This is a genomic window from Rhizobium grahamii, from assembly GCF_009498215.1.
GTDB classification, from domain to species: domain Bacteria; phylum Pseudomonadota; class Alphaproteobacteria; order Rhizobiales; family Rhizobiaceae; genus Rhizobium; species Rhizobium grahamii_A.
Genome location: NZ_CP043498.1, coordinates 3,777,458 through 3,803,030, shown reverse-complemented (window position 1 = coordinate 3,803,030; position 25,573 = coordinate 3,777,458). Strand labels below are relative to the sequence as shown.

Here is a 25,573-nt window from a genome sequence, read left to right as displayed (position 1 = left end):
ATCCCCGTGAACCAACGAATAGACACTGGAATAGAAGCCTTTTCGGCAGCTGAGCTAGCCACGGAAGAAAGCCGTGCCTCGGCAACGCCGATGATGGAGCAATTCATCGAGATCAAGGCGAACAACCCTGACTCGCTGCTGTTCTATCGCATGGGCGATTTCTACGAACTGTTCTTCGAGGATGCGCTGGATGCCTCCCGCGCGCTCGGCATCACGCTGACCAAGCGAGGCCAGCACATGGGGCAGGACATTCCGATGTGCGGCGTGCCTGTTCACGCGGCCGACGACTATCTGCAGAAGCTGATCGGACTCGGCTTCCGGGTTGCCGTCTGCGAGCAGGTCGAGGACCCGGCCGAGGCCAAGAAGCGTGGCTCGAAATCGGTGGTGAAGCGCGACGTGGTCCGCCTGGTGACGCCGGGCACGATCACCGAGGAAAAGCTGCTTTCACCATCCGAATCGAACTATCTGATGGCGCTTACCCGGATTCGCGCCGGCGCCGAGCCGGTGCTGGCGCTTGCCTGGATCGACATTTCCACCGGGATTTTCCGGCTGGCCGAGACGGAAAGCTCGCGGCTGCTTGCCGACATCCTGCGTATCGACCCGCGTGAACTGATCGTGCCCGATACGATCTTTCACGACCCTGAACTGAAGCCAGTCTTCGACGTGCTGGGCCGCACCGCCGTTCCGCAGCCATCCGTCCTCTTCGACAGCGCCACGGCGGAAGGGCGGATCGCGCGCTATTTCAACGTCTCGACACTCGATGGCTTTGGCACCTTCTCGCGCGCCGAGCTTGCTGCCGCTGCTGCAGCCGTCGCCTATGTCGAGAAGACACAGATTGCTGAGCGGCCGCCGCTCGGGCGGCCGGAGCGCGAAAGCGGCGCGTCCACGCTGTTCATCGATCCGGCGACCCGCGCCAATCTCGAACTTGCCCGCACGCTGTCGGGCGATCGCAACGGCTCGTTGCTGAAGGCGATCGACCGTACCGTGACCGGCGGCGGCGCGCGTTTGCTCGCCGAACGGCTGATGTCGCCGTTGACCGATCCTGTCCGCATCAATGAGCGGTTGGATTCGATCGGCTTCCTGATGGAAGAGCCGTCGCTTTGCGGCGACCTGCGCCAGCATCTCAAGCATGTTCCTGATATGCCACGCGCACTCTCGCGCCTGGCGCTCGACCGCGGCGGCCCGCGCGACCTTGCGGCCATCCGCCAGGGCCTCAACGCTGCGGGCGATGTAGCCAGGCTGCTGTCCGAAGCGCTGCTGCCAGAGGAACTGCAGCTTGTGCTTTCCAGCCTTCATGCGCTTCCCTCCAATCTCATAGCGCTGCTTTCCGAGACGCTCGGCGATGAGTTGCCGCTGTTGAAACGCGACGGCGGCTTTCTTCGCGACGGCGCCAATGCCGAGCTCGACGAGGTCCGGGCGCTCCGTGATCAATCGCGCCGGGTGATTGCCGGCCTGCAGCTGCAGTATGCCGAGGAAACCGGCATCAAATCGCTGAAGATCAAGCACAACAATATCCTCGGCTTCTTCATTGAAGTCACCGCCGGCAATGCCGGGCCGATGACCGATACGCCGGAGGCCAAAGGGCGCTTCATTCACCGCCAGACGATGGCGAACGCGATGCGCTTCACCACGACCGAGCTTGCGGATCTCGAAAGCCGGATCGCCAACGCCGCCGACAAGGCGCTTGCGATCGAACTGGCAGCCTTCGACCACATGACCTCAGCCGTCGTCGCCGAGGCCGAGGCGATCAAGGCAGGCGCCCGTGCGCTCGCGGTCATCGACGTTGCCGCCGGCCTGGCGCTGCTTTCCGACGAACAGGCCTACTGCCGACCACTCGTCGATGGCTCGAAGATGTTTGCGATCGAGGGTGGCCGCCATCCGGTGGTCGAACAGGCGCTCAGGCGGCAATCGTCAGGCCCGTTCGTTGCCAACAACTGCGATCTCTCGCCGGTCTCCGACGGCAAGGATGGCGCGATCTGGCTGCTGACCGGCCCGAACATGGGCGGTAAATCGACCTTCCTGCGCCAGAACGCGCTGATTGCGATCCTCGCCCAGATGGGCTCCTTCGTGCCGGCAACGTCCGCCCATATCGGCATCGTCGACCGGCTGTTCTCGCGTGTCGGCGCCTCCGACGATCTGGCGCGCGGCCGCTCGACCTTCATGGTCGAGATGGTCGAAACGGCAGCGATCCTCAATCAGGCAACCGACCGTTCGCTGGTCATTCTCGATGAAATCGGCCGTGGCACTGCAACCTTCGACGGTCTCTCCATCGCCTGGGCTGCCGTCGAACATCTGCACGAGGCGAACCGCTGCCGCGGCCTCTTCGCCACCCACTTCCACGAGCTGACGGTGCTTTCGGAAAAGCTTGCGCGGCTATCGAATGCGACGATGCGCGTGAAGGAATGGGACGGCGACGTGATCTTCCTGCACGAAGTCGGCCCCGGTGCCGCTGACCGCTCCTACGGCATTCAGGTCGCCCGCCTTGCCGGCCTGCCGGCCTCCGTCGTGGCGCGCGCCCGCGATGTGCTGACGCGCCTCGAGGATGCCGACCGCAAGAACCCGGCAAGCCAGCTCATCGACGACCTGCCACTGTTCCAGGTGGCCGTGCGCCGCGAGGATGCCAGCCGCGGCCCCTCGAAGGTCGAAGAAGCGCTGAAGGGCATGAGCCTCGACGACATGACCCCGCGCGAGGCGATGGATGCGCTCTACGAGCTCAAGAAAAAGCTGAAGCAGGGCTGACAGATGTTCATGGACCGGCTGTTCAACGAGACCCAAAGGCTTGCGGCAATCTTCAGCGCGCTCGAAGCGCTGCGGCTTGCCGACGAGCGCGGCAATCCGCGCGGCTGGGCTTCGCCGTTCGGTCTGCTCCAGATCATCCGGTGCTGCGCCAGGATTCTGGAGCTGTCGACCTGCGTTGCCAAAGCCGGCTATCGCGAGTGCGACCAAGAGACGCTGGAGGCGATCACCAGCGAGACGCGCCAGGTGCTGTATTCCGTGCGAGCGCAGATCCCCGCCTGATTGGCTGAAGCTGCATGTTTCAAGCATGGCAACACCTTTTCGCCAAAATTAAAGGTTCTGCAGTATGAAAGCCCGTGTCATCGGCGGGCAAAGAGGCTATAGCGCATGCAGACGAAACGAGAGGCACAGCACGAAGCGGCTGCGCCGCGCGAACAGGAAGCCGCCCCGCGCATGGCGACGACGAACGAAATCGATTTCTCCGATATCCTCGACACCGACTATCTCCTGAAGATGTGCGACGCGGTCGCCGAGGCCAACAAAACACGGCCCGACGTCATGCGGTCCGATCTGCTCGCGACCCTCAAGAAGGCGAGCAGCGAAGGCCGGCAGAAAGCGCGCGAGCTGCTCTCTGTCGACGGCAGCGGCATCAACTGCGCCCGCCGGATTTCCTGGCTCCAAGACCAGATCATCACCGTTCTCTACGAATTCGTCTGCGCCCATATCTTCCCGAAGCAGAAGGACAAGTTTGCCGTCACCGCCGTCGGCGGCTATGGCCGCGACACGCTGGCGCCGGGCTCCGACATCGACCTCCTGTTCCTGTTCCAGCCGAAGCCGGCGGAGGAGACGCACAAGGCCGTCGAATTCATGCTCTACGTTCTCTGGGACATGGGCTTCAAGGTCGGCCATGCGACGCGCACGGTAGAGGAGTGCATCGCGCTCTCGAAGTCGGACATGACGATCCGCACGGCAATCCTCGAGATGCGCTACATCTGCGGCCTGCGCTCGCTGGAAACCCAGCTCGAGACGCGCTTCGACAAGGAAATCGTTACAGGCACGGGCCCGGAATTCATCGCAGCCAAACTCGCCGAGCGCGACGAGCGCCACCGCAAGGCCGGCGACACGCGCTATCTGGTCGAGCCAAACGTCAAGGAAGGCAAGGGCGGCCTGCGCGACCTGCACACGCTCTTCTGGATCTCGAAATACTACTACCACGTCCGCGATACGGCCGAGCTCGTACCGCTCGGCGTTCTCTCCAAGCATGAGTATCGCCTTTTCGAGAAGGCCGACGATTTCCTCTGGGCGGTGCGCTGCCACATGCATTTCCTGACCGGGAAGGCGGAGGAGCGGCTGTCTTTCGATATCCAGCGTGAGATTGCGGAAGCACTCGGATACCATGCGCGCCCCGGCCTTTCGGCCGTCGAGCGCTTCATGAAGCACTACTTCCTCGTCGCCAAGGATGTCGGCGATCTGACGCGCATTCTCTGTGCGGCCCTTGAGGACCAGCAGGCGAAGTCGACGCCAGGATTATCAGGCGTGATCAGCCGCTTCGCACACCGCAGCCGGAAGATCGCGGGCAGCACCGAGTTCGTCGAGGATCGCGGACGCATCGCGCTCGCAAGCCCCGACGTCTTCAAGCGCGATCCGATCAGCATCATCCGGCTCTTCCATGTCGCCGATATCAACGGGCTGGAATTCCATCCGGATGCACTGAAGCGCGTCACGCGCTCGCTCAGCCTGATCGACAACAATCTGCGCGAAAACGACGAGGCAAATCGGCTCTTCCTGTCGATCCTGACCTCGAAGCGCGATCCGGCGCTGATCCTGCGGCGCATGAACGAGGCCGGCGTGCTCGGTCGTTTCATCCCTGAGTTCGGCAAGATCGTCGCGATGATGCAGTTCAACATGTATCATCACTATACGGTCGACGAGCATCTGATCCGCACCGTCGACGTGCTGTCCGAAATCGACAAGGGCAAGGCCGACGACCTGCATCCGCTCGCCAACAAGCTGATGCCCGGCATCGAGGACCGTGAGGCGCTTTACGTCGCCGTCCTGCTCCACGACATTGCCAAGGGTCGCCAGGAAGACCACTCGATCGCCGGCGCCCGAGTCGCGCGCAAGCTCTGCGCCCGTTTTGGCCTGTCGCAGAAGCAGACGGAGATGGTTGTCTGGCTGATCCAAGAGCATCTGGTCATGTCGATGGTCGCGCAGACGCGCGACCTCACCGACCGCAAGACCATCACCGACTTTGCCGACGTCGTTCAGTCGCTCGACCGGTTGAAGATGCTGCTGATCCTGACGATCTGCGATATCCGCGCGGTCGGTCCCGGTGTCTGGAACGGCTGGAAAGGCCAGTTGCTGCGCACCCTCTACTACGAAACGGAACTCTTGCTTGCCGGCGGCTTCTCCGAGGTGTCGCGCAAGGAGCGCGCCAATTTCGCGGCCGAAGCGCTCTATAATGCGCTCTCCGAGTGGAGCCAGAAAGACCGCAAGATCTACAGCAAGCTGCACTACCAGCCCTATCTGCTCTCTGTTCCGCTTGAGGACCAGGTGCGGCATGCCGGCTTCATCCGGCAGGCGGACAAGGCCGGCCAGGCGCTGGCGACGATGGTGCGGACCGACAGCTTCCACGCGATCACCGAGATCACCGTGCTCTCGCCGGACCATCCGCGCCTGCTCGCCGTCATTGCCGGGGCGTGTGCGGCAGCGGGTGCCAACATCGTCGATGCGCAGATCTTTACGACCTCGGATGGCCGCGCGCTTGATACGATCCATGTCAGCCGCGAGTTCAAGGACGATGCCGATGAGCTGCGCCGTGCCGGAACGATCGGACGAATGATCGAGGACGTGCTTTCCGGCCGCAAGCGGTTGCCCGAGGTGATTGCGACGCGGACCAAGAACCGCAAGAAGAGCAAGGCCTTCGTCATCCCGCCGTCGGTCAACATCTCGAACAGCCTGTCGAACAAGTTCACGGTCATCGAGGTCGAATGCCTTGACCGGACGGGCTTGCTGTCGGAAATCACCGCTGTTCTCTCCGATCTGTCGCTCGACATTCAATCGGCCCGGATCACCACCTTCGGAGAGAAGGTCATCGACAGCTTCTACGTGACCGACCTCGTCGGCCAGAAGATCTCGGGCGACAGCAAGCGTTCGAACATCACCGCACGCCTCAAGGCCGTGATGGCCGAAGAGCAGGACGAACTGCGCGAGCGCATGCCATCAGGCATCATCGCGCAACCGACCCCGGTTCGGGCCGTCACACAGACAGACAAGAAGGCGGATTCGCCCGCATGAGCCAGACCGTATGAGCCTCGTCAGAAAATTCGCCACCGTCGGCGGCGCCACGCTTGGCAGCCGCATCTTCGGCTTTGCCCGGGAAACGCTGATGGCGGCGGCCCTTGGCACCGGCCCGATGGCCGACGTCTTCTACGCCGCCTTTCGCTTCCCGAACCTCTTCCGCCGGCTGTTTGCCGAAGGCGCGTTCAACGCCGCCTTCGTGCCGCTGTTTGCCAAGGAGATCGAGGCGAACGGCACCGACGGAGCCAAGCGCTTTTCCGAAGAGGTCTTCGGCGTCCTGTTCTCGGTGCTGCTGCTCATCACTATCGTGATGGAACTCTGCATGCCGCTTCTCGTGCGCTTCGTCATCGCGCCGGGCTTTGCCGACGATGCTGAGAAATTCTCGATCACCATCCGCATGGCGGCGGTGATGTTCCCTTATCTCATGTGCATGTCGCTGACGGCGATGATGAGCGGGATGTTGAACTCGCTGCATCATTTCTTTGCGGCGGCCATCGCTCCCGTCTTCCTCAACGTCGTGATGATCGGGGCGCTATTCTACGCGCTCTACACCGGCGCCGAACCGCTTCAGACCGCCTGGTATCTCTCCTGGGGCGTGCTGGTCGCGGGTATCCTGCAGCTCGTCGTGGTCTATCTCGGCGTCCTGCATGCCGGCATGAGCATCGGCTTTCGCTTTCCGCGCTTTACGCCGAACGTCAAGCGGCTGCTGATCCTCGCGGTGCCCGCCGCCGTGACTGGCGGCATCACTCAGATCAACCAGATGATCGGGCAGGCCATCGCCTCCAGCAAGGAAGGCGCGATCGCAGCACTTCAATATGCGGACCGTATCTACCAGCTGCCGCTCGGCGTCGTCGGCGTTGCCGTCGGCGTGGTGCTTTTGCCGGAACTGGCGCGTGCGCTGAAGGGCGGCAATCTGCGCGAGGCCGGAAACCTGCAGAACCGGTCGATCGAGTTCGTGCTGTTCCTGACGATCCCGGCCGCCTTCGCACTCTGGATCCTCTCCAACGAGATCATTCGCGTGCTCTATGAACGCGGTGCCTTCCATCAGGAAAATACCGCGGTCGTCGCTTCCATTCTTGCGATCTACGGCATCGGCCTGCCCGCCTTCGTGCTGATCAAGGCGCTGCAACCTGGCTTCTACGCGCGCGAAGACACCAAGACGCCGATGCGGTTTTCCGCCGTGGCGGTTGGCGTCAACTGCGCGACGGCTCTGACGCTATTTCCGTTCCTCGGCGCTCCCGGGATCGCGGTTGCGGAAGCAACGGCCGGCTGGATCAGCACGGTGCTGCTGTTCACGACACTGCTTCGCCGTGGCCACCTCGCCTGGGAATGGGCCCTTGCACGCCGCGCGGCGCTGCTCGTCATATCCGCCGCCGTCATGGGCGGCGTGATCATGTACCTGCAGCACCGCTGGGAGCCTTGGCTTGCCTCTGGCGCGCACCTGACGACGAAGATCGGCACACTCGGACTGCTGATCGTCATCGCCATGGCGGTCTATTTCGCGACCGCCTTCCTGATCGGCGGTGCCAACCTCGGCATGATCCGGCGGAACCTGAACCGCAAGCCGGCGAAGGTCGACGGCTAGAGCGCCGTGCTTCAGCAGTATGTCCACCGCCGCTTCGGGCCGACGTCCACATGGACGATGCCGTTACAGTAGCGACCGATGCCACCGATCCCAGGCGCTGACGCCGCGATCGCGATGATCGTGCGCTCCGATACACCTGGAATCCGGATGTCGGCCGCCGCGCAATGGCGGTGCTGGGAATGCGATCGGCCGCGTGCCCGAAACCCTGAGGTTACGATGGGACGGCGGCCAGTCTTGTCGGCGATGTACGACAGGATACCGCGGAGCTGTGGCGGGAAGCAGTTCGCCTGAACGCTGACGGTCTGCAGAGTATAGGCGAGCGTTTCCTTGTGCTTGAGCGGCGGTATTACAACTCTCTTGATATTCTGAGCGTCGGCACTGTCGAAACACGACAGACAGAACAGGCCGGCGAGTGCGATGGAAAATGCGGATTGCATTGGTTTCCCTCCCCTCGAAATGTACCGGATTAGCCCGGAACGACTTTCTGGCGAGCGGAAAAGCTCTCCCCAAAAATGGCCTTTTTGTGAAATTGTTTACCCTGCTACATATGTTAATGCCATAATCTACCGCTAAAATATGATTTAGATATACCTAAAAAGCGGTATATTTTTTCCTTTCACGTAAATGTGCAGAGCATATTCACAACTATGTTTGCGCCACTTCCCGAACCCTGATCGGACCCCCTGAAGGAGTGTCGAATGCCACATTTCAGACCGCCGAAGAGGTCGGCGCGCTTGACCGGAGACCAGCTCTTCGCAACAAGTTGCAAGCCTGCAGCGGAGTGATCATGTCCCAGTCCCTTTTCCTCGTGACCCTCATCGTCGACGACTACGATCGCGCCAAGGATTTCTATTGCGGCGCCCTCGGCTTCGACTGCGTCCAGGACGATGCCCAGTCTCCTGATAATCGCTGGCTGGTGGTCAAGCCTGATGGTGGTGACGGGGCGGCCTTCCTGCTCGCGAAGGCCGACACCGAAGAGCAGAAGGCTGCGATCGGCAACCAGACCGGCGGTCGCGTCGGCTTCTTCCTCAAAACCGATGATTTCGCCCGCGACCATGCGTCGATGCTGGCAAAGGGCGTGCGCTTTCTGGAAGAGCCCCGGCATGAAATCTACGGAACCGTGGCGGTGTTTTCGGATCCTTATGGCAACACCTTCGACCTGATCCAACACGCCGCAGCCTGAACCCCTTGATTGCGGTTTCGCGCGCGTGCATAAGCGCGCCCGTTAGCAACATGGGTTACAAACCCTGGGGCCCTCCACCAGCCTAATCGAGGACACTATGAGCGAATTCAAGAAAGTCGTCTTTTCCGGCGTTCAGCCGACCGGCAACCTCCATCTCGGCAACTATCTCGGCGCGATCCGCAAGTTCGTGGCGCTGCAGGACGGCAACGACTGCATCTACTGCGTTGTCGACATGCACGCGCTGACCGCACAGCTCGTCCATGAGGACATGCCGAACCAGATCCGTTCGATCGCCGCCGCCTTTATCGCGTCCGGCATCGACCCGGAAAAGCATATCGTTTTCAACCAGTCGGCCGTTCCTCAACATGCCGAACTCGCCTGGATCTTCAATTGCGTGGCGCGTATCGGCTGGATGAACCGCATGACGCAGTTCAAGGACAAGGCCGGCAAGGATCGCGAGCAGGCCTCGCTCGGTCTCTACGCCTATCCGAGCCTGATGGCCGCCGACATTCTCGTCTACCGCGGTACGCATGTCCCGGTTGGCGACGATCAGAAGCAGCATCTCGAGCTTGCCCGCGACATCGCGATGAAGTTCAACCTCGATTACGCGGAGCATATCCGCAAGACGGGTTACGGCATCGACATCACTGTCGGCGATGAACCGGTGCATGCCTACTTCCCGATGGTCGAGCCTCTGATCGACGGTCCGGCGCCGCGCGTCATGTCGCTTCGCGACGGCACCAAGAAGATGTCGAAGTCGGATCCCTCGGATCTGTCGCGCATCAACCTGATGGACGACGAGGACGCGATCTCGAAGAAGATCCGCAAGGCGAAGACCGATCCGGAAGGTTTGCCGAGCGAACTCGACGGCCTCAAGGGGCGCCCGGAAGCGGACAACCTCGTCGGCATCTATGCGGCACTGGCCGACAGATCGAAGGCGGACGTGCTTGCCGAATTCGGCGGCCAGCAGTTCTCCGTCTTCAAGCCGGCACTGGTCGACCTCGCGGTCAACGTGCTCTCGCCGATCACCGCCGAGATGCGCCGCCTGATGTCTGATACCAGCCATATCGACGCGATCCTGCGCAACGGCGGCGAACGCGCGCGTGCCCGCGCCGAAGTGACGATGAAGGAAGTCCGCGACATCGTCGGCTTCCTCTACTGAGACACAGTCCGGGCGGTTCCTCCGCCCGGACTTGTCGAACCGAAAACGACAGCGTACTCTCCTCGGACCCATGAGGATGACCCGATGCGCGATCGTAACCTCATTCAGATCGGCACCATGGAGATCCGCTTTCTGATCGATGAAGATCAGAGTTCGGAAAGCCTTGTGATGTTCGAGTTCACGGTGCCGTCGCAGGCAAGGGTTCCGGCTGCGCATTTTCATCGCGACGTCGACGAGGTGATCTACGGCCTGTCGGGAACGATGACGACCACCCTCGACGGAAAGAAGCACGAAATAAGGGCCGGCGAGACGCTGTTCATCCCGCGCGGCTACGTGCACACACACGAAAATCTCCATGGTGAGACGGCGAAGGTGTTGATCACCATGACACCCGGGCTGATTGGGCGGCGATACTTCGAGGAAATGGCCTCCGCCATCAACGTCCAGGGAAAACCCGATATCGAGCACGTCAAGGAAATCATGCGGCTCTACGGCCTGATGCCGGTGTAACAGTAGGCCGGCGAAAACCCTCGCTCGTGGCAAAAACCAGCACTTGCAAAATCTCGGGATCGGGTGTCAGAGTCCCGCCATGGTATCAAAGCGACTCTCACGGCTCGAAGGTCATCGGCGCAAATTCATGGCGGTCATCGATGATACGCCCGAATGCTCCCGTGCGGTTCATTATGCCGGTCGGCGTGCGAAGAATTCCAACGGCGGCCTGGTTCTGGCTTACATCATTCCGGATGGCGACTTTCAGCAATGGCTCGGCGTGGAGGAAATCATGCGCGCCGAGGCGCGCGAGGAAGCCGAGGCCGTTGTTGCCAAATCGGCCCAGCTGGTGCGCGAGACGATCGGCATCGAGCCGGAAATCGTTATTCGCGAAGGTAGCGCTGCCGAACAGATCAATGCGGTGATCGAAGAAGATCGGGACATCGCGATCCTCGTGCTTGCCGCAAGCTCGGCCAAGGAAGGCCCCGGGCCTCTGGTTTCTTCGGTTGCAGGACGCGGCGCGGCCTTTCCCATTCCGGTAACCGTTCTTCCTGATACGCTGACGGACGAGGAGCTCGACGCCTTGGCCTGATGCGCTTTCTTGAGTATGAGTCTCTTGAATAGCTCAGCCAATCGGCTTATTTTCTCTTTTGAAGAATTCTAAAGACGGCTCGGGGCTGCTGCCCGCCGCACGGAGAGCGACATGTTTATTCAGACCGAAGCGACGCCCAATCCCGCCACGCAGAAGTTCCTGCCGGGCCGGGTGGTCATGGAAACGGGCACGGCCGAATTCCGCAACGCCGAGGAAGCACAGGCTTCGCCTCTGGCTGTGCGTCTCTTCGAAATTCCAGGCGTCTCCGGCGTCTACTTCGGCTACGACTTCATCTCCGTCTCCAAGGACAATGCCGAATGGCAGCATCTGAAGCCGGCGATCCTCGGCTCGATCATGGAACACTTCATGTCCGGCAAGCCCGTGATGGGCGACGCCTCGGTTCTTTCCGAGGATCTCGACGCCGGCGATGAATTCTTTGACGCAGCCGACCAATCGATCGTGCTGACCATCAAGGAATTGCTGGATACCCGCGTGCGCCCGGCTGTCGCCCAGGATGGTGGGGACATCACCTTCCGCGGCTTCAAGGACGGCAAGGTGTATCTGAACATGAAAGGCTCCTGCTCCGGCTGCCCGTCTTCGACGGCAACGCTGAAGCATGGCGTGCAGAACCTGCTTCGCCACTTCGTTCCGGAAGTCGAGGAAGTCATCGCCGCCTGACGACGACACTCAAGTTTCCGTCATTCGTCCTGGCGCAGCATTTGCAAGCGCGGCAGGGTGAATGTATGGACGCTCAGGAACGCTTTATTCGGAAATTGATGCCATGATCATACTGGCGCTCGACACCGCAGGTGTGGATTGCGCTGCCGCTCTCTATGACAGCGGCAGGAATACGATGCTGGGGGAGGCATCGGACATGATCGGCAAGGGGCATGCAGAACATCTGATGGGGATTGTCGACCGCGTGCTGGATCAGGCAGGCGTTGCGCTTTCGGCTGTCGATCGCATCGCCGTCACCGTCGGTCCGGGCTCGTTTACCGGCATTCGCGTCGGCGTTGCCGCCGCTCGCGGCTTCGCGCTCTCGCTCGGCGTCCCGGCTGTCGGCATCACAACGCTCGCGGTCATGGCCGAGGCGCAGCGGCTGAAGACGCCGGGCCGCCCGGTTCTCGCCGCCATGGATGCGAAACGCAACGAGATCTATCTGCAGGCATTCGATGCCGATGGCTACGCACTTGACGAGGCCCGCGCCGTCTCGATCGAAGAGGCACAGGCATTCGCGGCCGGATTTGGCGGTGAGATCACCGGCTCGGCGACCCCGCTGCTGAAACCCGACGCATCGGGCGATCACGCCAACCACTTCCCGATTTCGATCGTGGCGCGCCTTGCTGCTGCCGCCGATCCTTCTTCCGGAAAGCCGAAGCCTCTTTATCTGCGCGGACCCGACGCCAAGCCACAGGCCGGATTCGCAATCGAACGAGTATGACCATGTTGGAATCCTATCTGACGCTGAAGCCGGAATTCGAGATCATCGCAATGGACAGCGACGATTGCCGCGCGGTCGCCACGTTGCATGGCGAACGCTTCGCCCGCCCCTGGGGTGACGGCGAATTCTACAGCCTGCTCACCCAGAGCAATGTCTTCGGTTTCGTTGCCCGCCAGACCAACGCCTTCCTCAAGAAGCCGCTGCCGGGTTTCGTGCTTGCGAGGCAGGCCGCCGGCGAAGCCGAGATCCTGACGATCGCCGTGCAGGCGAAGCTCGCGCGGGCCGGCCTCGGCTGGCGTCTGATGCAGGCGGCCATCCGGGAGGCCCAGGCCCGCGGTGGCGAGAGCATGTTCCTTGAGGTCGACAACGGCAACGCTGCCGCATTGGGGCTCTATCGCAAGCTCGGCTTCGAACAGGTTGGCGAACGCCGTGGATACTACAAGGATGCCAACGGCGCGACATCCACAGCGCTTGTCATGAAGCGTGTTCTTCGCTAGTTCCCTTACGGCAGTTTGACTATCGGAAGGCGGCTCATGACAGAAGTGGCCAAGACCCTGGAGGAGCTTTGCGCTGAGCGCGGCATGCGAATGACCGAGCAGCGCCGCGTTATTGCGCGCATTCTCGAGGAATCCGCTGACCATCCCGATGTCGAGGAACTCTATCGCCGTTCGGTCAAGGTCGATGCCAAGATCTCGATTTCGACGGTCTACCGCACGGTCAAGCTCTTCGAGGATGCGGGCATCATCGCACGCCACGACTTCCGCGACGGGCGCTCGCGTTACGAAACCGTCCCGGAAGAGCACCATGACCATCTGATCGACCTGAAGTCGGGCGTGGTCATCGAATTCCGCTCGCCGGAGATCGAGGCGCTTCAGGAGCGCATTGCTCGCGAACACGGCTTCCAACTCGTCGACCACCGGCTCGAACTCTACGGCATTCCGCTGAAGAAGGACGAGCACTGAGGCATGAGCTACGCAGCCCGGGAGTCTTCTCATTGATCGCCTGGCTGCGCGTCGCCCTCGCGGGTATCGTCATTCTCGTCGCAAGCATTCTGCTGATGCCGTGGCAATTGCTGGCGCTAAGGTATGACTGGAGGATGCGGCGTTGGCTGCCCCGCCTATGGCATCGCATCGTCTGCTTCTGTCTTGGTATCCGCATTCACATTCACGGCGAGATGGAAACGCGGCGGCCGCTGATGCTCTGCGCCAATCACTCCTCGTGGATGGACATCATGGTTCTGTCCGCAGTCGCGGACGTCGCATTCATCGCAAAGACCGAGGTGCGGGACTGGCCGATCTTCGGCACGCTGGCGAAACTGCAGAAAAGCGTCTTCGTTGTGCGCGAAGAGAAGCATAAGACAGGGACCCAGGCGAACGAGATCGCCGGCCGCATGGCCGACGGAGAGATCGTCGTGCTGTTTCCCGAGGGCACGACCTCGGACGGCAACCGCCTGCTCGAGGTGAAATCCTCGCTGTTCGGTGCAGCCGCCATGGCGGTCCCGGCGTCGCCGAGCGGCACGGTCTATGTCCAGCCGGTGGCGGTCGCCTACACCAGGGCGCAAGGCCTTCCGATGGGGCGCTACCACCGTCCGCTTGCCTCCTGGCCCGGTGATGTCGAGATGCTGCCGCACCTGAAGGACATGCTGAGATGCGGCGCCTTCGATGTCGAAGTGCATTTCGGAGAAGCCATTCCCTATCGAGGCGACAGCAAGCGCAAGGAAGTCAGCGCGACCATCGCCCACCGCATCCGCTCGATGCTCGGGGCAGCGCTGCGCGGTCGCGAAGCTGCCTGAGAGAAGATTTCCTTTTCTCGCGCATGAAAAACCACTAAATAGCCGGCCATGACCCAGGACAGCGCCCTTCTTCCGGCCCCGGAGACCGATCTCCGCGATGGCAGCAACAGCCGCAAGGTATTCATCAAGACCTATGGCTGCCAGATGAACGTCTACGATTCGACACGCATGAGCGACGCTCTGGCCCGCGACGGCTATGAGCCGACCGAGGACATGGCCGAGGCCGATCTCGTCCTCTTGAACACCTGTCATATCCGCGAGAAGGCCGCTGAAAAGGTCTATTCTGCGCTCGGTCGCCTGCGCGACATGAAAAAGCAGCGCAACAAGGAAGGCCGCGAATTCATGATCGGCGTCGCCGGCTGCGTTGCGCAGGCCGAGGGCGAGGAAATCTTGCGCCGGGCGCCCGCTGTCGATGTCGTCATCGGCCCGCAGACCTATCACCGCCTGCCGGAAGCGCTGCGCAAGGCGAAGGAAGGGCAGCGGATCGTCGATACCGAATATGCCCTCGAAGACAAGTTCGAGCATCTACCGATCGCCGAAGCCAAGAAGATCCGCTCGCGCGGCGTGACCTCCTTCCTCACCGTGCAGGAAGGCTGCGACAAGTTCTGCACCTTCTGCGTCGTGCCCTATACCCGTGGTTCGGAAGTATCGCGGCCGGTCAGCCAGATCGTCGAGGAAGCCGAGAAGCTCGTCGAGGGCGGCGTGCGCGAGGTCACCCTGCTCGGTCAGAACGTCAACGCCTGGCATGGCGTCGGCCCGAACGGCGAGGAATGGACGCTTGGCGACCTGCTTTACCGGCTGGCTGCAATCCCAGGACTTGCGCGCCTGCGCTACACGACGAGCCATCCGCGCGACATGGACGATCGCCTGATCGAGGCGCATCGTGACCTGCGCGCCCTGATGCCTTATCTGCACCTGCCCGTTCAGGCCGGTTCCGACCGCATCCTGAAAGCGATGAACCGGCGGCATACGGCCGCCGAGTATCTGTCGCTGATCGAGCGCATTCGCGCCGCCCGTCCCGATATAGCGCTGTCGGGCGATTTCATCGTCGGCTTTCCGGGGGAGACAGACCAGGATTTTGAGGATACACTGCAGCTAGTGGAGAAAGTCCGCTATGCGCAGGCCTTCTCTTTCAAATACTCGACACGGCCGGGCACGCCCGGCGCGGAGCTGAAGGACCAGGTGCCGGAAGAGATCAAGGCAGAACGGCTGGAACGCTTGCAGGCGCTTCTCTTGAAGCAGCAGCTGGAATTTGCCGAATCCTGTGTCGGGAAAACGATCGAACTGTTGCTTGAAAAGCCCGGTCGCATGCCAGGACAGCTTATAGGCCGTTCTCCATGGCTTCAGTCTGTGAATGTTGATGCAAAAGCATCGCGAATCGGTGACATTATTAAAGTGCGAATCACCGGAACCGGAACCAACAGCCTGTTTGCCGAGATTGCAGAGGCTGAGGTCTAACCCAAGGAGCCTGACCGCTTGAACGGACAAGAATTGGTTTCTTCTTCACCGCGCCACCCACGCATAGCGAGCGACGCCAATCACTTCGTCCTGACGTTCGAGAACAATCGGTTCGCCAGTGAGCTTTTCGGTCAATTTGACCAGAACCTGAAGCTGCTCGAGGAGCGTCTCAACATCGATGCCCGAGCGCGCGGCAATTCCGTGGTGATTACCGGCGACATCGTTACCACCAATCAGGCACGACGGACGCTCGATTATCTTTACGAGAAGCTTCAGAAAGGCGGCAGCGTGGAAAGATCCGATGTCGAAGGCGCGATCCGCATGGCGGTCGCAGCAGACGATCAGCTGAGCCTGCCGACCCTGGAGCGTAAGGCCAAGCTGACGATGGCGCAGGTTTCCACGCGCAAGAAGACAATCATCGCCCGCACGCCGACCCAGGACGCCTACATCCGCGCACTGGAGCGCTCGGAGATGGTTTTCGGTGTCGGGCCGGCCGGTACCGGCAAGACCTATCTCGCGGTCGCGCATGCAGCGCAGCTGCTGGAGCGTGGTGCCGTTGAAAAGATCATCCTGTCTCGTCCGGCCGTCGAAGCGGGTGAGCGGCTCGGCTTTCTGCCGGGCGACATGAAGGAAAAGGTCGATCCTTATCTTCGCCCGCTCTACGATGCGCTCTATGACATGATGCCGGCCGACAAGGTCGATCGTGCAATCACCGCCGGCGTCATCGAAATCGCTCCGCTTGCCTTCATGCGTGGACGCACACTCGCGAACGCCGCAGTCATTCTCGACGAAGCGCAGAACACGACATCGATGCAGATGAAGATGTTCCTGACGCGTCTCGGCGAGAACTCGCGCATGATCATTACCGGCGACCCGAGCCAGGTCGACTTGCCGCGAGGCGTGAAATCCGGACTGGTCGAGGCTCTTCAGCTGCTGAACGGCGTGGAAGGCATCTCGATCGTCCGCTTCCGTGATACCGATGTCGTGCGTCACCCGCTTGTCGGCCGCATCGTTAAGGCTTACGACTCGACCTACATCGCGGAAGCAGAGGACGCCAGCCGGCAGGATTGATGCCCGAACTCGACATACAGATCAGCATCGAGGAAGGCGACTGGCCTTCCGAAGATGTGTTGCATGCATTGGCGGATCGGGTGCTGGAGACGGCGGCCACCTACTTGCGTGAGACGGTCAAGCAGCCTTTTCCGAAAATGGTGCCCGAGGTCTCGCTGGTTTTCACCGACGACGCCTCCATCCAGGACATCAATGCCGAATGGCGTGGGAAGGACAAGCCGACCAACGTACTATCCTTTCCGGCCTTCCCGGTGAAGCCGGGCAAAGTGCCGGGGCCAATGCTCGGCGATATCATCATCGCAAGAGAGACCGTGGAGCGGGAGGCCGTCGAACTCGAGAAGAGCTTTGATGACCATCTCACCCATTTGATGGTACACGGTTTCTTGCATCTCTTCGGCTACGATCATAATAATGATGCTGAAGCCGAGATAATGGAGGGGCTAGAGACTCGCATTTTGGCGGAACTCGGCCTATCTGACCCATACGAGGGTCAAGACCTTAAAATGGAACCATGAGCGACTTTACGACGAGACCGGCCGCAGAGGCCAAGGACGCCGACCAATCCTCCTCCTCAGACGAGGGTGGAAGTAGTAGCAGGCAGTCCGGACGATCCCAATCCTTCTGGTCGCGCGCTGCGCGCATCCTGAGACCGCAGCAAGGCTCTCGCCTCCGTGAGGACATCGCCGATGCGTTGATGACCGACGCGGCCGACGGTGATGTCTTTTCGCCCGACGAACGGGCGATGCTGCACAACATCCTTCGCTTCCGCGAAGTGCGTGTTGCCGATGTCATGGTGCCCCGCGCCGACATCGAGGCGGTCGATCAAAACATCACCATCGGCGAATTGATGATCCTCTTCGAGGAATCCGGCCGGTCCCGCATGCCTGTCTACGCCGATACTCTCGATGATCCGCGTGGCATGGTCCATATCCGCGACCTGCTGTCCTACATCGCCAAGCAGGCGCGCAACAAACGCCGCGGCAGCACGAAGGCCGCGAAACCGGCCGATCCGCTTGTCGAGGTTTCGCCTGAACACCTGCAGAAGACACCTCGCGTCGCCAGACCGAACTTCGATCTGTCTCGCGTGGATCTTCAAAAGACGCTGACCGAGGCCGGTATCGTCCGCAAGATTTTGTTCGTTCCGCCGTCCATGCTCGCCGCCGATCTGCTGCGCCGCATGCAGGTGAACCGCACCCAGATGGCGCTTGTCATCGACGAATATGGCGGCACCGACGGATTGGCATCGCACGAGGACATCGTCGAGATGGTCGTCGGCGATATCGACGATGAGCACGACGACGAAGAGGTGATGTTCAAGCGTATCTCCGAAGACATGTTCGTTGCCGACGCGCGCGTCGAGCTCGAGGAGATCGCCGAGGCGATCGGCTCGGATTTCGACATCGCCGAACAGGTCGACGAAGTCGACACGCTTGGCGGCCTTATCTTCTCCGAACTCGGCCGCATTCCTGTGCGCGGCGAGGTCGTGCAGGCATTGCCCGGTTTCGAATTCCACATTCTGGATGCCGATCCCCGACGCATCAAGCGCGTGCGGATTACCCGCAAGCGCCAGGCTCTCCGCCGGCGCGTTAAGACGGACGGCGATGGCTTGTCCGGGCCGGAGCATGGCGATGATCGACAGACCGAGGTTCCCACGGCAAACTGATCGCCACAAGCCACGACAAACAGTGCCTTTTTTGAAAGACTGCGGTCCTGATTGATTCGCGGCTTGGCGGGGTGTGCATGGAGCGACTTGCGGACAAGGTTATCCTGGTCTGGGGTTTCAGGAGAATGCTGCTGGCAGTGTTTGCCGGCGCATTCGGAGTCCTGGCGCTTCCGCCGATCGGCTTCTTTGCCGCGATGTTCGTTTCGTTCACGCTGCTGGTGTGGCTGATCGATGGCTCGGCGGCCGCGCCGAACAGCAACCCCATTGGACGCCTCTGGCCGTCCTTCGTCATCGGATGGTTGTTCGGCTTCGGCTATTTTGTCGGCGGCCTTTGGTGGCTTGGCCATGCCCTGATGATCGATGCGGAAGAGTTTGCCTGGGCATTGCCGCTTGCAATCTTCGGCCTGCCTGCCCTTCTCGCCATCTTCTACGGCCTTGCGACCGCGCTGGCACGTATCTTCTGGTCCGACGGCATAGGTCGAATTGCAGCACTTGCCGCTAGCTTCGGATTGCTGGAATGGGCGAGAAGCGTGGTCTTCACCGGCTTTCCCTGGAATGCAATCGGTTACGCAATGACGCCCGTTCCGCTGATGATGCAGTCGGCACATGTGATCGGCATCATGGGGATCACCGCTCTTGCCGTTTTCGTCTTCAGCGCGCCGGCCCTTCTCGGAACACGACAGGGAGCCAAGCTCGGCGTGCCGCTCGCCGCCCTGATCTTTGCGGCGCATCTCGGCTATGGCGCCTATACGCTCTATGGCCCTTCCACCCCAACCCAGAAAGCCGACGACAAGAGCCCGGTCGTTCGTCTCGTCCAGCCGATGATCGAGCAGACTGCGAAAATGGACAGCGATGGGGATCGCGCTGCGATCTTCGAGAAGCACCTGAAGCTTTCGGCCGAACCGCCGAAGGATGGCGGCAAGAAGCCTGATATCATCGTCTGGCCGGAAACATCCATCCCCTTCATCCTCACGGACAATCAGGACGCTCTTACGCGGATTGCGGACACCCTCGACGACAACCAGATCCTCCTCGCCGGCGCGGTACGCGTCGAAGACATGGGACCGGGGAACCCGCCGCGCTACTACAATTCGATCTACATGATCGACGGTCGCGGCCAGATCATCGGCGCCGCCGACAAGGTTCATCTTGTGCCCTTCGGCGAATACATGCCGTTCGAGAGCATCCTGAACGAGTTTGGCATACAGAACATCGTGGAGATGCCGGGCGGCTTTTCGTCCGCCGCCAACCGCCAACTCCTGACGCTACCCAGTGGCCTCAAGCTTTACCCGCTCGTCTGCTACGAGATCATATTCCCCGACGAAATGACCGGTGACATCGGTTCGGCCGCGGCAATTCTTAATATCACCAACGATGCGTGGTTCGGTGCGACGCCCGGACCTTACCAGCACTTTCAACAGGCGCGTGTGCGCGCCGTGGAGACCGGTTTGCCATTGATTCGCGATGGCAACAGCGGGATTTCGGCTCTCGTCGACGCCAAGGGCCGCGTGATTGCCGGTCTCGCACTCAATGAAACGGGTTTTATCGACGCAACCCTTGATGGAAGTGCGTTTAGTAGCTCTTCGACATATGCACGGCAAAGGTACTTCTGGTTGATCGAAATACTTCTGTTTGTAATTGCGACCGGTTCGCGTTTTGGTTTTGTTTTCAAGCAGAATTGACCCAAAACCCCTAAAATTGCATAGTGGTTGCGATCGGCGTTCTTAACGTATGTTTCAGGGTGATTAATCAAAGCTTTGCAACGTGGCGTTTTGGGGATGGGTTTGGGCATGCCGGTTTGAACAAGGTTGAAAATTATTGTTAGGGCAGGACCATGATTGAAAATAAGAAGAAGCCGAACCCCATCGACATCCACGTCGGCAGCCGCATTCGCCTCCGTCGAACAATGCTTGGAATGAGCCAGGAAAAACTAGGGGAAAGCCTCGGCATTACATTCCAGCAGATCCAGAAATACGAAAAAGGCACCAATCGCGTCGGTGCCAGCCGCCTCCAGAATATTTCCAGCATCCTGAACGTACCGGTCTCGTTCTTCTTCGAAGACGCACCCGGCGAACACTCCGGCATGCTGACCGGCATGGCAGAGGCCTCCAGTTCCAACTACGTGGTCGACTTCCTCTCCTCCTCCGAGGGCCTGCAACTCAACCGGGCCTTCGTCAAGATCACCGACCCGAAGGTCCGGCGGAAGGTGGTCGAACTGGTCAAGGCGCTCGCAGCCGAAGCCGACAGCGAATAATCGCCTATAAAAATAGAGAGTTTTGGGAAAGCGGTCTAAACAGCCGCTTTTTCTGCATTTTGGGGCATATTTTGCCACTTTGCCGCAGACATAAAGATATATTTATGTCCTTCTACGCTTGTTTTTCGCGCCTGAACTGGGTACCTACTACGCAGCTTTTGTTCTTTGAGGGAAATCCCGAAATGCGCGCCAATTATCTCTTCACCAGCGAGTCAGTTGCCGAAGGTCATCCGGACAAGGTGTGTGACCGTATCTCCGACGAGATCGTGGATCTGGTCTACCGCGAAGCGGCGAAGACCGGCGTCAACCCCTGGGGCGTGCGCATTGCGTGCGAAACGCTGGCCACCACCAACCGCGTCGTCATCGCCGGTGAAGTTCGCCTTCCGCCGAGCCTGATGAAGAAGGACAAGGACGGCAACGACGTCATCAACCCGTCGAAGTTCAAGGCCGCCGCCCGCCGCGCCATCAAGGACATCGGTTACGAACAGGACGGCTTCCACTGGAAGACGGCGAAGATCGACGTGCTCCTGCACTCGCAGTCAGCCGATATCGCCCAAGGCGTCGATAATGCCGCCGACCAGCAGGGCGACGAAGGTGCCGGCGACCAGGGGATCATGTTCGGTTACGCCTGCAAGGAAACGCCTGACCTCATGCCGGCGCCGATCTACTACTCGCACAAGATCCTGCAGCTGCTCGCCACCGCCCGCAAGAAGGGCGACGGCGATGTTGCCAAGCTCGGCCCGATGCTAAGAGCCAGGTGACTGTCCGCTATGTCGACGGCAAGCCGTCTGAAGTGACCTCGATCGTTCTTTCCACCCAGCATCTCGACGACAGCTGGGATTCCAAGAAGGTTCGTGCCGTTGTCGAACCCTACATCCGCGAAGCTCTCGGCGACCTGCCGATCGCCAGCGATTGCAAGTGGTACATCAACCCGACCGGCAAGTTCGTCATCGGCGGCCCTGACGGCGACGCCGGCCTGACCGGTCGCAAGATCATCGTTGACACCTACGGCGGTGCCGCTCCGCACGGCGGCGGCGCATTCTCCGGCAAGGACACGACCAAGGTCGACCGCTCCGCTGCCTACGCTGCGCGCTACCTCGCGAAGAACGTCGTTGCCGCCGGCCTTTCCGACCGCTGCACGATCCAGCTCTCCTACGCCATCGGCGTTGCACAGCCGCTGTCGATCTATGTCGACCTGCATGGCACCGGCAAGGGCGTGACGGAAGATCAGGTCGAAGCCGCGATCCGCAAGAACATGGACCTGTCGCCGACGGGCATCCGCCGTCACCTCGACCTTAACAAGCCGATCTACGCCAAGACTTCGGCCTACGGCCATTTCGGCCGCAAGGCTGGTCGCGACGGCTCGTTCTCCTGGGAGCGCACGGACCTCGTGAAGGGCCTCAAGGAAGCCGTCAAGGTCAAGGAAGCAGCATGACCGACATGGAACGCCGCGGACGCGCGACCGAAGCCTTCTTCGGTCGTCGCAAAGGGAAAGCGCTTCGCGAACAACAGGCGGAGAAGCTGAACACCCTGCTTCCGGCGTTCATCATCGATCTCTCAGCGGCTCCACCGGAGCCGCTGAAGGACCTCTGGCCGGTGCCCGTCGAAAAGCTGCGGCTGGAGATCGGCTTCGGCGGCGGCGAGCATCTCATTCATCGCGCGCTGGAAACGCCCTCGACAGGATTCATCGGTGTCGAGCCGTTCATCAATTCCATGCAGAAGCTGCTGTCGAGCGTCGACAACGCCGGAGCTCGCAATGTCCGCGTCTACAACGACGATGCGACGCAACTGCTGGACTGGCTGCCCGATGGCTCGATCGACCAGATCGATCTGCTTTATCCGGATCCGTGGCCAAAGCGTAAGCACTGGAAGCGCCGCTTCGTCTCAAAGACGAATCTCGACCGTTTCCACCGCGTGTTGAAGCCTGGCGGGCTGTTCTGCTTTGCCTCTGATATCGATACTTACATCAACTGGACGCTCTTGAAGTGCCGCGACCACGGCGGCTTCGAGTGGCTGGCACAAAACGCCGCCGACTGGCTGACGCCCTACGAGGGCTGGCCGAGCACGCGCTACGAGGCGAAAGCGCGTCGCGAAGGCAGATCGTCCGCCTATCTCACATTCAAGCGAGTCTGAGCCTGCGTTAGTGCAGGCTCACCGTTTTCAGTTCATCTTCCGCAGCCTTGAAGAAGGTGCTGGAACGATTGTCCGTCAGCAGGATCGGCGTGCCGTCTGCGCCGAACAGCGCCCAAAGGTCGACGCTTGGATCGATATCCGGCGCTTCGGGAAAGCATCTGGATACGTCTTCAGACCGTATTTTGCGGATGTATGCGACCTCGCCGTTGCCGATACCGGCAAGTTCGGTTTTGGTCAGGTGCGAATTGGCTTCTTTCATCAACATTCCTGTACCTCCATGAGAAGGGACCAACGGCTCAAACAGTGCCGTTGTTCTACTGTGAGACCGAAATGTTAATTTTCTTCACCATACGGGCCGGTTCCGGCCGAATGAGATCTACTGAAAGGAGACCGTTCTTAAGACTTGCGCCGAGAACCTGCATGCCGTCGGCCAGCACGAAGGTGCGCTGAAACTGGCGCGCTGCAATGCCGCGATAGAGGTAATCCCGCTCGCCCTGATCGACCTGGCGACCACGAATCGACAGTTGATTTTCCTCGACGGACACGTCGAGTTCCTCTTCGCTGAAGCCGGCAACGGCGAGCGTGATCCGCAGCCGCTCCGGATCGCCTGCTGAGCGATCCGCGGCAATGCGTTCGATATTGTACGGCGGATATCCATCGCTGGCCTTGGAAAGGCGCTCAAGCGTTTTTTCCATGGCATCGAAGCCCAGAAGCAACGGGCTGGCGAAGGGTGTAATGCGGCTCATAGTCATCAAGTCCTTGATTCAAGCGACCTTGCCGGACCTGACGCTCAGCATCCGGATAGTTCTAATATGGGAACTGCGACGCCCCTACGCAAGGCAAAGCTCGGTGCGGCCCGTTTGCATTCGCTTGACAAAGCTGACGGCGCCTCGCATCAAATCGTGCCCGCAGCGGCTGCGCCGATTTGCAGCGGGCGATGGACCAATGGTGCAAACCAAGAAGAAAAGCACCTAGGAGGATGACACCTAGGAGGATGGGAACAACTGGAATGGCAGACCCGAGAAAGATAATTATCGATACCGACCCAGGTCAGGACGATGCCGCCGCGATCATGCTGGCCTTCGGAAGCCCGGAAGAGCTTCAGGTCCTGGGCATCACGACGGTCGCCGGCAATGTGCCGCTCTCCTATACCAGCCGCAATGCGCGCATTGTCTGCGAACTCTGCGACCGCACCGATACGAAGGTCTTCGCAGGCGCCGACAAGCCGATCGCGCGCAAGCTGGTGACCGCCGAGCACGTGCACGGGAAGACAGGCCTCGATGGCCCTGTTCTCGATGAACCCACGATGCCGCTGCAGGCACAGCATTCGGTCGACTTCATCATCGAGACGCTACGCAGCGAGCCGGAGGGCGCCGTTACGCTCTGCACGCTCGGACCGCTCACCAATATCGGCCTGGCATTCCAGAAGGCACCTGACATCATCCCGCGCGTCCGCGAACTGGTGATGATGGGCGGCGGCTTCTTCGAAGGCGGCAACATCACCCCGGCGGCCGAATTCAATATCTACGTCGACCCCGAGGCCGCGGACATCGTGTTCCGCTCTGGCGTCCCCATCGTGATGATGCCGCTTGACGTCACGCACAAGCTCTTGACCCGCAAGGACCGCGTCAAGCGCATGGCCGATCTCGGCACGCGCCCGGCAATCGCCATGGTCGAGATGCTGGAATTCTTCGAGCGCTTCGATATCGAGAAGTACGGTTCGGACGGCGGCCCGCTGCACGATCCGACCGTGATCGCCTATCTCCTGAAGCCGGAGCTTTTCAAGGGCCGGACCTGCAACGTGGAGATCGAGGTGAAGTCGGAGCTGACGGTCGGCATGACCGTTGTCGACTGGTGGCACGTCACCGACCGCAAGCGCAACGCGCAGGTCATGCGTGACGTTGAAGCGGACGGCTTCTTCGATCTGCTGATCGAGCGCTTCGCCCGCATCTAAAGCTTATAAGGGCGCCGGAAAGATCAGGCCCGCGGGAGCGGGCCGATCGGATCAAGCGTCCTTCTGGTCGAAGATCGAATTGGTTTCGGGTTCGACAAGCTTCGGGCCGCCCTTGGCGACGCCGACCATGGCAGGACGCAGAACGCGCTCGCCAATTGTGTAGCCAGCCTGAACGACCTGAACGACCGTATTGTTGGGCACTTCGGGGTTCGGAACTTCGAACATCGCCTGATGGAAGTTCGGATCGAACTTCTGGCCAACCGGCTCCAGCTTGCGGACGCCGTGACGCTCAAGCGCCGACAGCATCGAGCGCTCGGTCATCTCGACGCCTTCGATCAGCGTATTGAGACCGGCATCGCCAGCAGCCTTGGCTTCTTCCGGGACAGCATCGATGGCGCGACGCAGATTGTCCGAGACCGCCAGCATGTCACGGGCGAAGCCAGCGGCAGAGTAGGTCTTGGCGTCCTTGACCTCACGCTCCGTGCGGCGACGCAGATTGTCCATTTCGGCAGCCAGGCGCAGATAACGATCGCGCAGCTCGGCATTTTCAGCCTTGAGGAGAGCCAATGGATCGGGCTGCGCCGTGTCTTCGGTGGCCTCGTTTTCGACGTTTGCGGCCGCGTCTGCTGCAGCTTCGGCCGCGGCGGCGTCAGGTCCGTTCTTCGTCGTTTCGTCAGTCATGACGTTCTCCGGTAATTGGTGTCTTTCAGGATGTGCCCGATATCGAGCTTTGGCGGGCAAAAATCAAGTCTGCGTGACC

At 60.9% G+C, this 25,573-nt stretch carries 25 protein-coding genes and 1 pseudogene; 22 read left to right on the top strand and 4 right to left on the bottom strand.

The features are described from left to right. Nucleotides 1–6 precede the first annotated feature (6 nt). The 4 genes from mutS (at nt 7) to murJ (ending at nt 7,621) form a co-directional block, all read left to right on the top strand. On the top strand, nt 7–2,739 hold the full coding sequence (gene mutS / locus FZ934_RS18340) for a DNA mismatch repair protein MutS (protein WP_153272239.1): 2,733 nt from the start codon (nt 7–9) through the stop codon (nt 2,737–2,739). Between the two features lie 3 nt (nt 2,740–2,742). Then, a complete protein-coding gene (locus tag FZ934_RS18335; RefSeq protein ID WP_153272238.1) occupies nt 2,743–3,018 on the top strand; it encodes a hypothetical protein in 276 nt (91 codons plus the stop codon). Between the two features lie 105 nt (nt 3,019–3,123). Further along, nucleotides 3,124–6,033 (top strand): [protein-PII] uridylyltransferase, encoded by a 2,910-nt coding sequence (locus FZ934_RS18330; protein WP_153272237.1) that lies wholly within the window; start codon nt 3,124–3,126, stop codon nt 6,031–6,033. Between the two features lie 10 nt (nt 6,034–6,043). Beyond that, entirely contained in the window at nt 6,044–7,621 is a 1,578-nt protein-coding gene (gene murJ / locus FZ934_RS18325; protein WP_153272236.1) for a murein biosynthesis integral membrane protein MurJ, read from the top strand. Nucleotides 7,622–7,632: 11 nt separating this feature from the next. Here murJ and FZ934_RS18320 read toward each other — a convergent pair whose 3' ends face one another. Beyond that, nucleotides 7,633–8,058 carry a YcbK family protein gene (locus FZ934_RS18320; RefSeq protein ID WP_113361252.1) on the bottom strand — a complete coding sequence of 142 codons (426 nt, stop codon included), beginning with the start codon at nt 8,056–8,058 and terminating at the stop codon, nt 7,633–7,635. A 350-nt stretch (nt 8,059–8,408) separates the two neighbouring features. On the opposite strand from FZ934_RS18320, the gene FZ934_RS18315 reads away from it, so the two are divergent. The 17 genes and pseudogenes from FZ934_RS18315 (at nt 8,409) to trmB (ending at nt 22,859) form a co-directional block, all read left to right on the top strand. Continuing rightward, nucleotides 8,409–8,804: a VOC family protein gene (locus FZ934_RS18315; RefSeq protein WP_153272235.1), complete on the top strand. Its 396-nt coding sequence runs from the start codon at nt 8,409–8,411 to the stop codon at nt 8,802–8,804. 97 nt (nt 8,805–8,901) lie between these two features. Further along, nucleotides 8,902–9,966 (top strand): tryptophan--tRNA ligase, encoded by a 1,065-nt coding sequence (trpS, locus tag FZ934_RS18310; protein ID WP_113361248.1) that lies wholly within the window; start codon nt 8,902–8,904, stop codon nt 9,964–9,966. 84 nt (nt 9,967–10,050) lie between these two features. Then, entirely contained in the window at nt 10,051–10,476 is a 426-nt protein-coding gene (locus FZ934_RS18305; RefSeq protein WP_153272234.1) for a cupin domain-containing protein, read from the top strand. Nucleotides 10,477–10,555: 79 nt separating this feature from the next. Further along, entirely contained in the window at nt 10,556–11,047 is a 492-nt protein-coding gene (locus FZ934_RS18300; protein WP_113361244.1) for a universal stress protein, read from the top strand. A 111-nt stretch (nt 11,048–11,158) separates the two neighbouring features. Beyond that, on the top strand, nt 11,159–11,725 hold the full coding sequence (locus tag FZ934_RS18295; protein ID WP_153272233.1) for a NifU family protein: 567 nt from the start codon (nt 11,159–11,161) through the stop codon (nt 11,723–11,725). Between the two features lie 103 nt (nt 11,726–11,828). Continuing rightward, a complete protein-coding gene (gene tsaB / locus FZ934_RS18290) occupies nt 11,829–12,488 on the top strand; it encodes a tRNA (adenosine(37)-N6)-threonylcarbamoyltransferase complex dimerization subunit type 1 TsaB (protein ID WP_153272232.1) in 660 nt (219 codons plus the stop codon). Continuing rightward, nucleotides 12,485–12,985: a GNAT family N-acetyltransferase gene (locus FZ934_RS18285; RefSeq protein WP_194273735.1), complete on the top strand. Its 501-nt coding sequence runs from the start codon at nt 12,485–12,487 to the stop codon at nt 12,983–12,985. Before tsaB ends, FZ934_RS18285 begins: the two co-directional genes overlap by 4 nt. Nucleotides 12,986–13,021: 36 nt before the next feature. Continuing rightward, nucleotides 13,022–13,450 carry a Fur family transcriptional regulator gene (locus tag FZ934_RS18280; RefSeq protein WP_113361237.1) on the top strand — a complete coding sequence of 143 codons (429 nt, stop codon included), beginning with the start codon at nt 13,022–13,024 and terminating at the stop codon, nt 13,448–13,450. A 32-nt stretch (nt 13,451–13,482) separates the two neighbouring features. Next, the gene (locus FZ934_RS18275; protein WP_153272230.1) at nt 13,483–14,280 is read left to right on the top strand and encodes a lysophospholipid acyltransferase family protein; all 798 of its coding nucleotides are present in this window, start codon (nt 13,483–13,485) and stop codon (nt 14,278–14,280) included. A gap of 48 nt (nt 14,281–14,328) precedes the next feature. Continuing rightward, nucleotides 14,329–15,738, top strand: coding sequence for a tRNA (N6-isopentenyl adenosine(37)-C2)-methylthiotransferase MiaB (miaB, locus tag FZ934_RS18270; RefSeq protein WP_153272229.1), 1,410 nt, complete (start codon nt 14,329–14,331; stop codon nt 15,736–15,738). 18 nt (nt 15,739–15,756) lie between these two features. After that, entirely contained in the window at nt 15,757–16,809 is a 1,053-nt protein-coding gene (locus tag FZ934_RS18265) for a PhoH family protein (RefSeq protein WP_153272228.1), read from the top strand. Next, a complete protein-coding gene (gene ybeY / locus FZ934_RS18260) occupies nt 16,809–17,324 on the top strand; it encodes an rRNA maturation RNase YbeY (RefSeq protein ID WP_153272227.1) in 516 nt (171 codons plus the stop codon). The genes FZ934_RS18265 and ybeY overlap by 1 nt, the downstream gene beginning before the upstream one ends. Further along, the gene (locus tag FZ934_RS18255; RefSeq protein WP_153272226.1) at nt 17,321–18,472 is read left to right on the top strand and encodes a hemolysin family protein; all 1,152 of its coding nucleotides are present in this window, start codon (nt 17,321–17,323) and stop codon (nt 18,470–18,472) included. The genes ybeY and FZ934_RS18255 overlap by 4 nt, the downstream gene beginning before the upstream one ends. A 77-nt stretch (nt 18,473–18,549) precedes the next feature. After that, nucleotides 18,550–20,154 carry an apolipoprotein N-acyltransferase gene (gene lnt, locus FZ934_RS18250; protein ID WP_153272225.1) on the top strand — a complete coding sequence of 535 codons (1,605 nt, stop codon included), beginning with the start codon at nt 18,550–18,552 and terminating at the stop codon, nt 20,152–20,154. Between the two features lie 152 nt (nt 20,155–20,306). After that, nucleotides 20,307–20,726, top strand: coding sequence for a helix-turn-helix domain-containing protein (locus FZ934_RS18245; protein WP_113361223.1), 420 nt, complete (start codon nt 20,307–20,309; stop codon nt 20,724–20,726). A 182-nt stretch (nt 20,727–20,908) separates the two neighbouring features. Continuing rightward, nucleotides 20,909–22,161, top strand: a pseudogene (gene metK / locus FZ934_RS18240) (methionine adenosyltransferase). Continuing rightward, nucleotides 22,158–22,859: a tRNA (guanine(46)-N(7))-methyltransferase TrmB gene (gene trmB, locus FZ934_RS18235; RefSeq protein WP_153272224.1), complete on the top strand. Its 702-nt coding sequence runs from the start codon at nt 22,158–22,160 to the stop codon at nt 22,857–22,859. Before metK ends, trmB begins: the two are co-directional and overlap by 4 nt. Nucleotides 22,860–22,866: 7 nt before the next feature. Here trmB and FZ934_RS18230 read toward each other — a convergent pair whose 3' ends face one another. Both FZ934_RS18230 and FZ934_RS18225 read right to left on the bottom strand, forming a co-directional pair. Next, nucleotides 22,867–23,124: a DUF1150 family protein gene (locus FZ934_RS18230; RefSeq protein ID WP_056816791.1), complete on the bottom strand. Its 258-nt coding sequence runs from the start codon at nt 23,122–23,124 to the stop codon at nt 22,867–22,869. A gap of 49 nt (nt 23,125–23,173) precedes the next feature. Beyond that, a complete protein-coding gene (locus tag FZ934_RS18225) occupies nt 23,174–23,605 on the bottom strand; it encodes an Hsp20 family protein (protein WP_113361217.1) in 432 nt (143 codons plus the stop codon). A gap of 263 nt (nt 23,606–23,868) precedes the next feature. On the opposite strand from FZ934_RS18225, the gene FZ934_RS18220 reads away from it, so the two are divergent. Next, nucleotides 23,869–24,813, top strand: a complete 945-nt coding sequence (locus FZ934_RS18220; protein ID WP_153272223.1) for a nucleoside hydrolase — start codon at nt 23,869–23,871, stop codon at nt 24,811–24,813. A 51-nt stretch (nt 24,814–24,864) separates the two neighbouring features. On the opposite strand, the gene grpE is transcribed toward FZ934_RS18220, so the two are convergent. After that, nucleotides 24,865–25,494, bottom strand: coding sequence for a nucleotide exchange factor GrpE (gene grpE / locus FZ934_RS18215; RefSeq protein ID WP_153272222.1), 630 nt, complete (start codon nt 25,492–25,494; stop codon nt 24,865–24,867). Nucleotides 25,495–25,573: the final 79 nt, after the last annotated feature.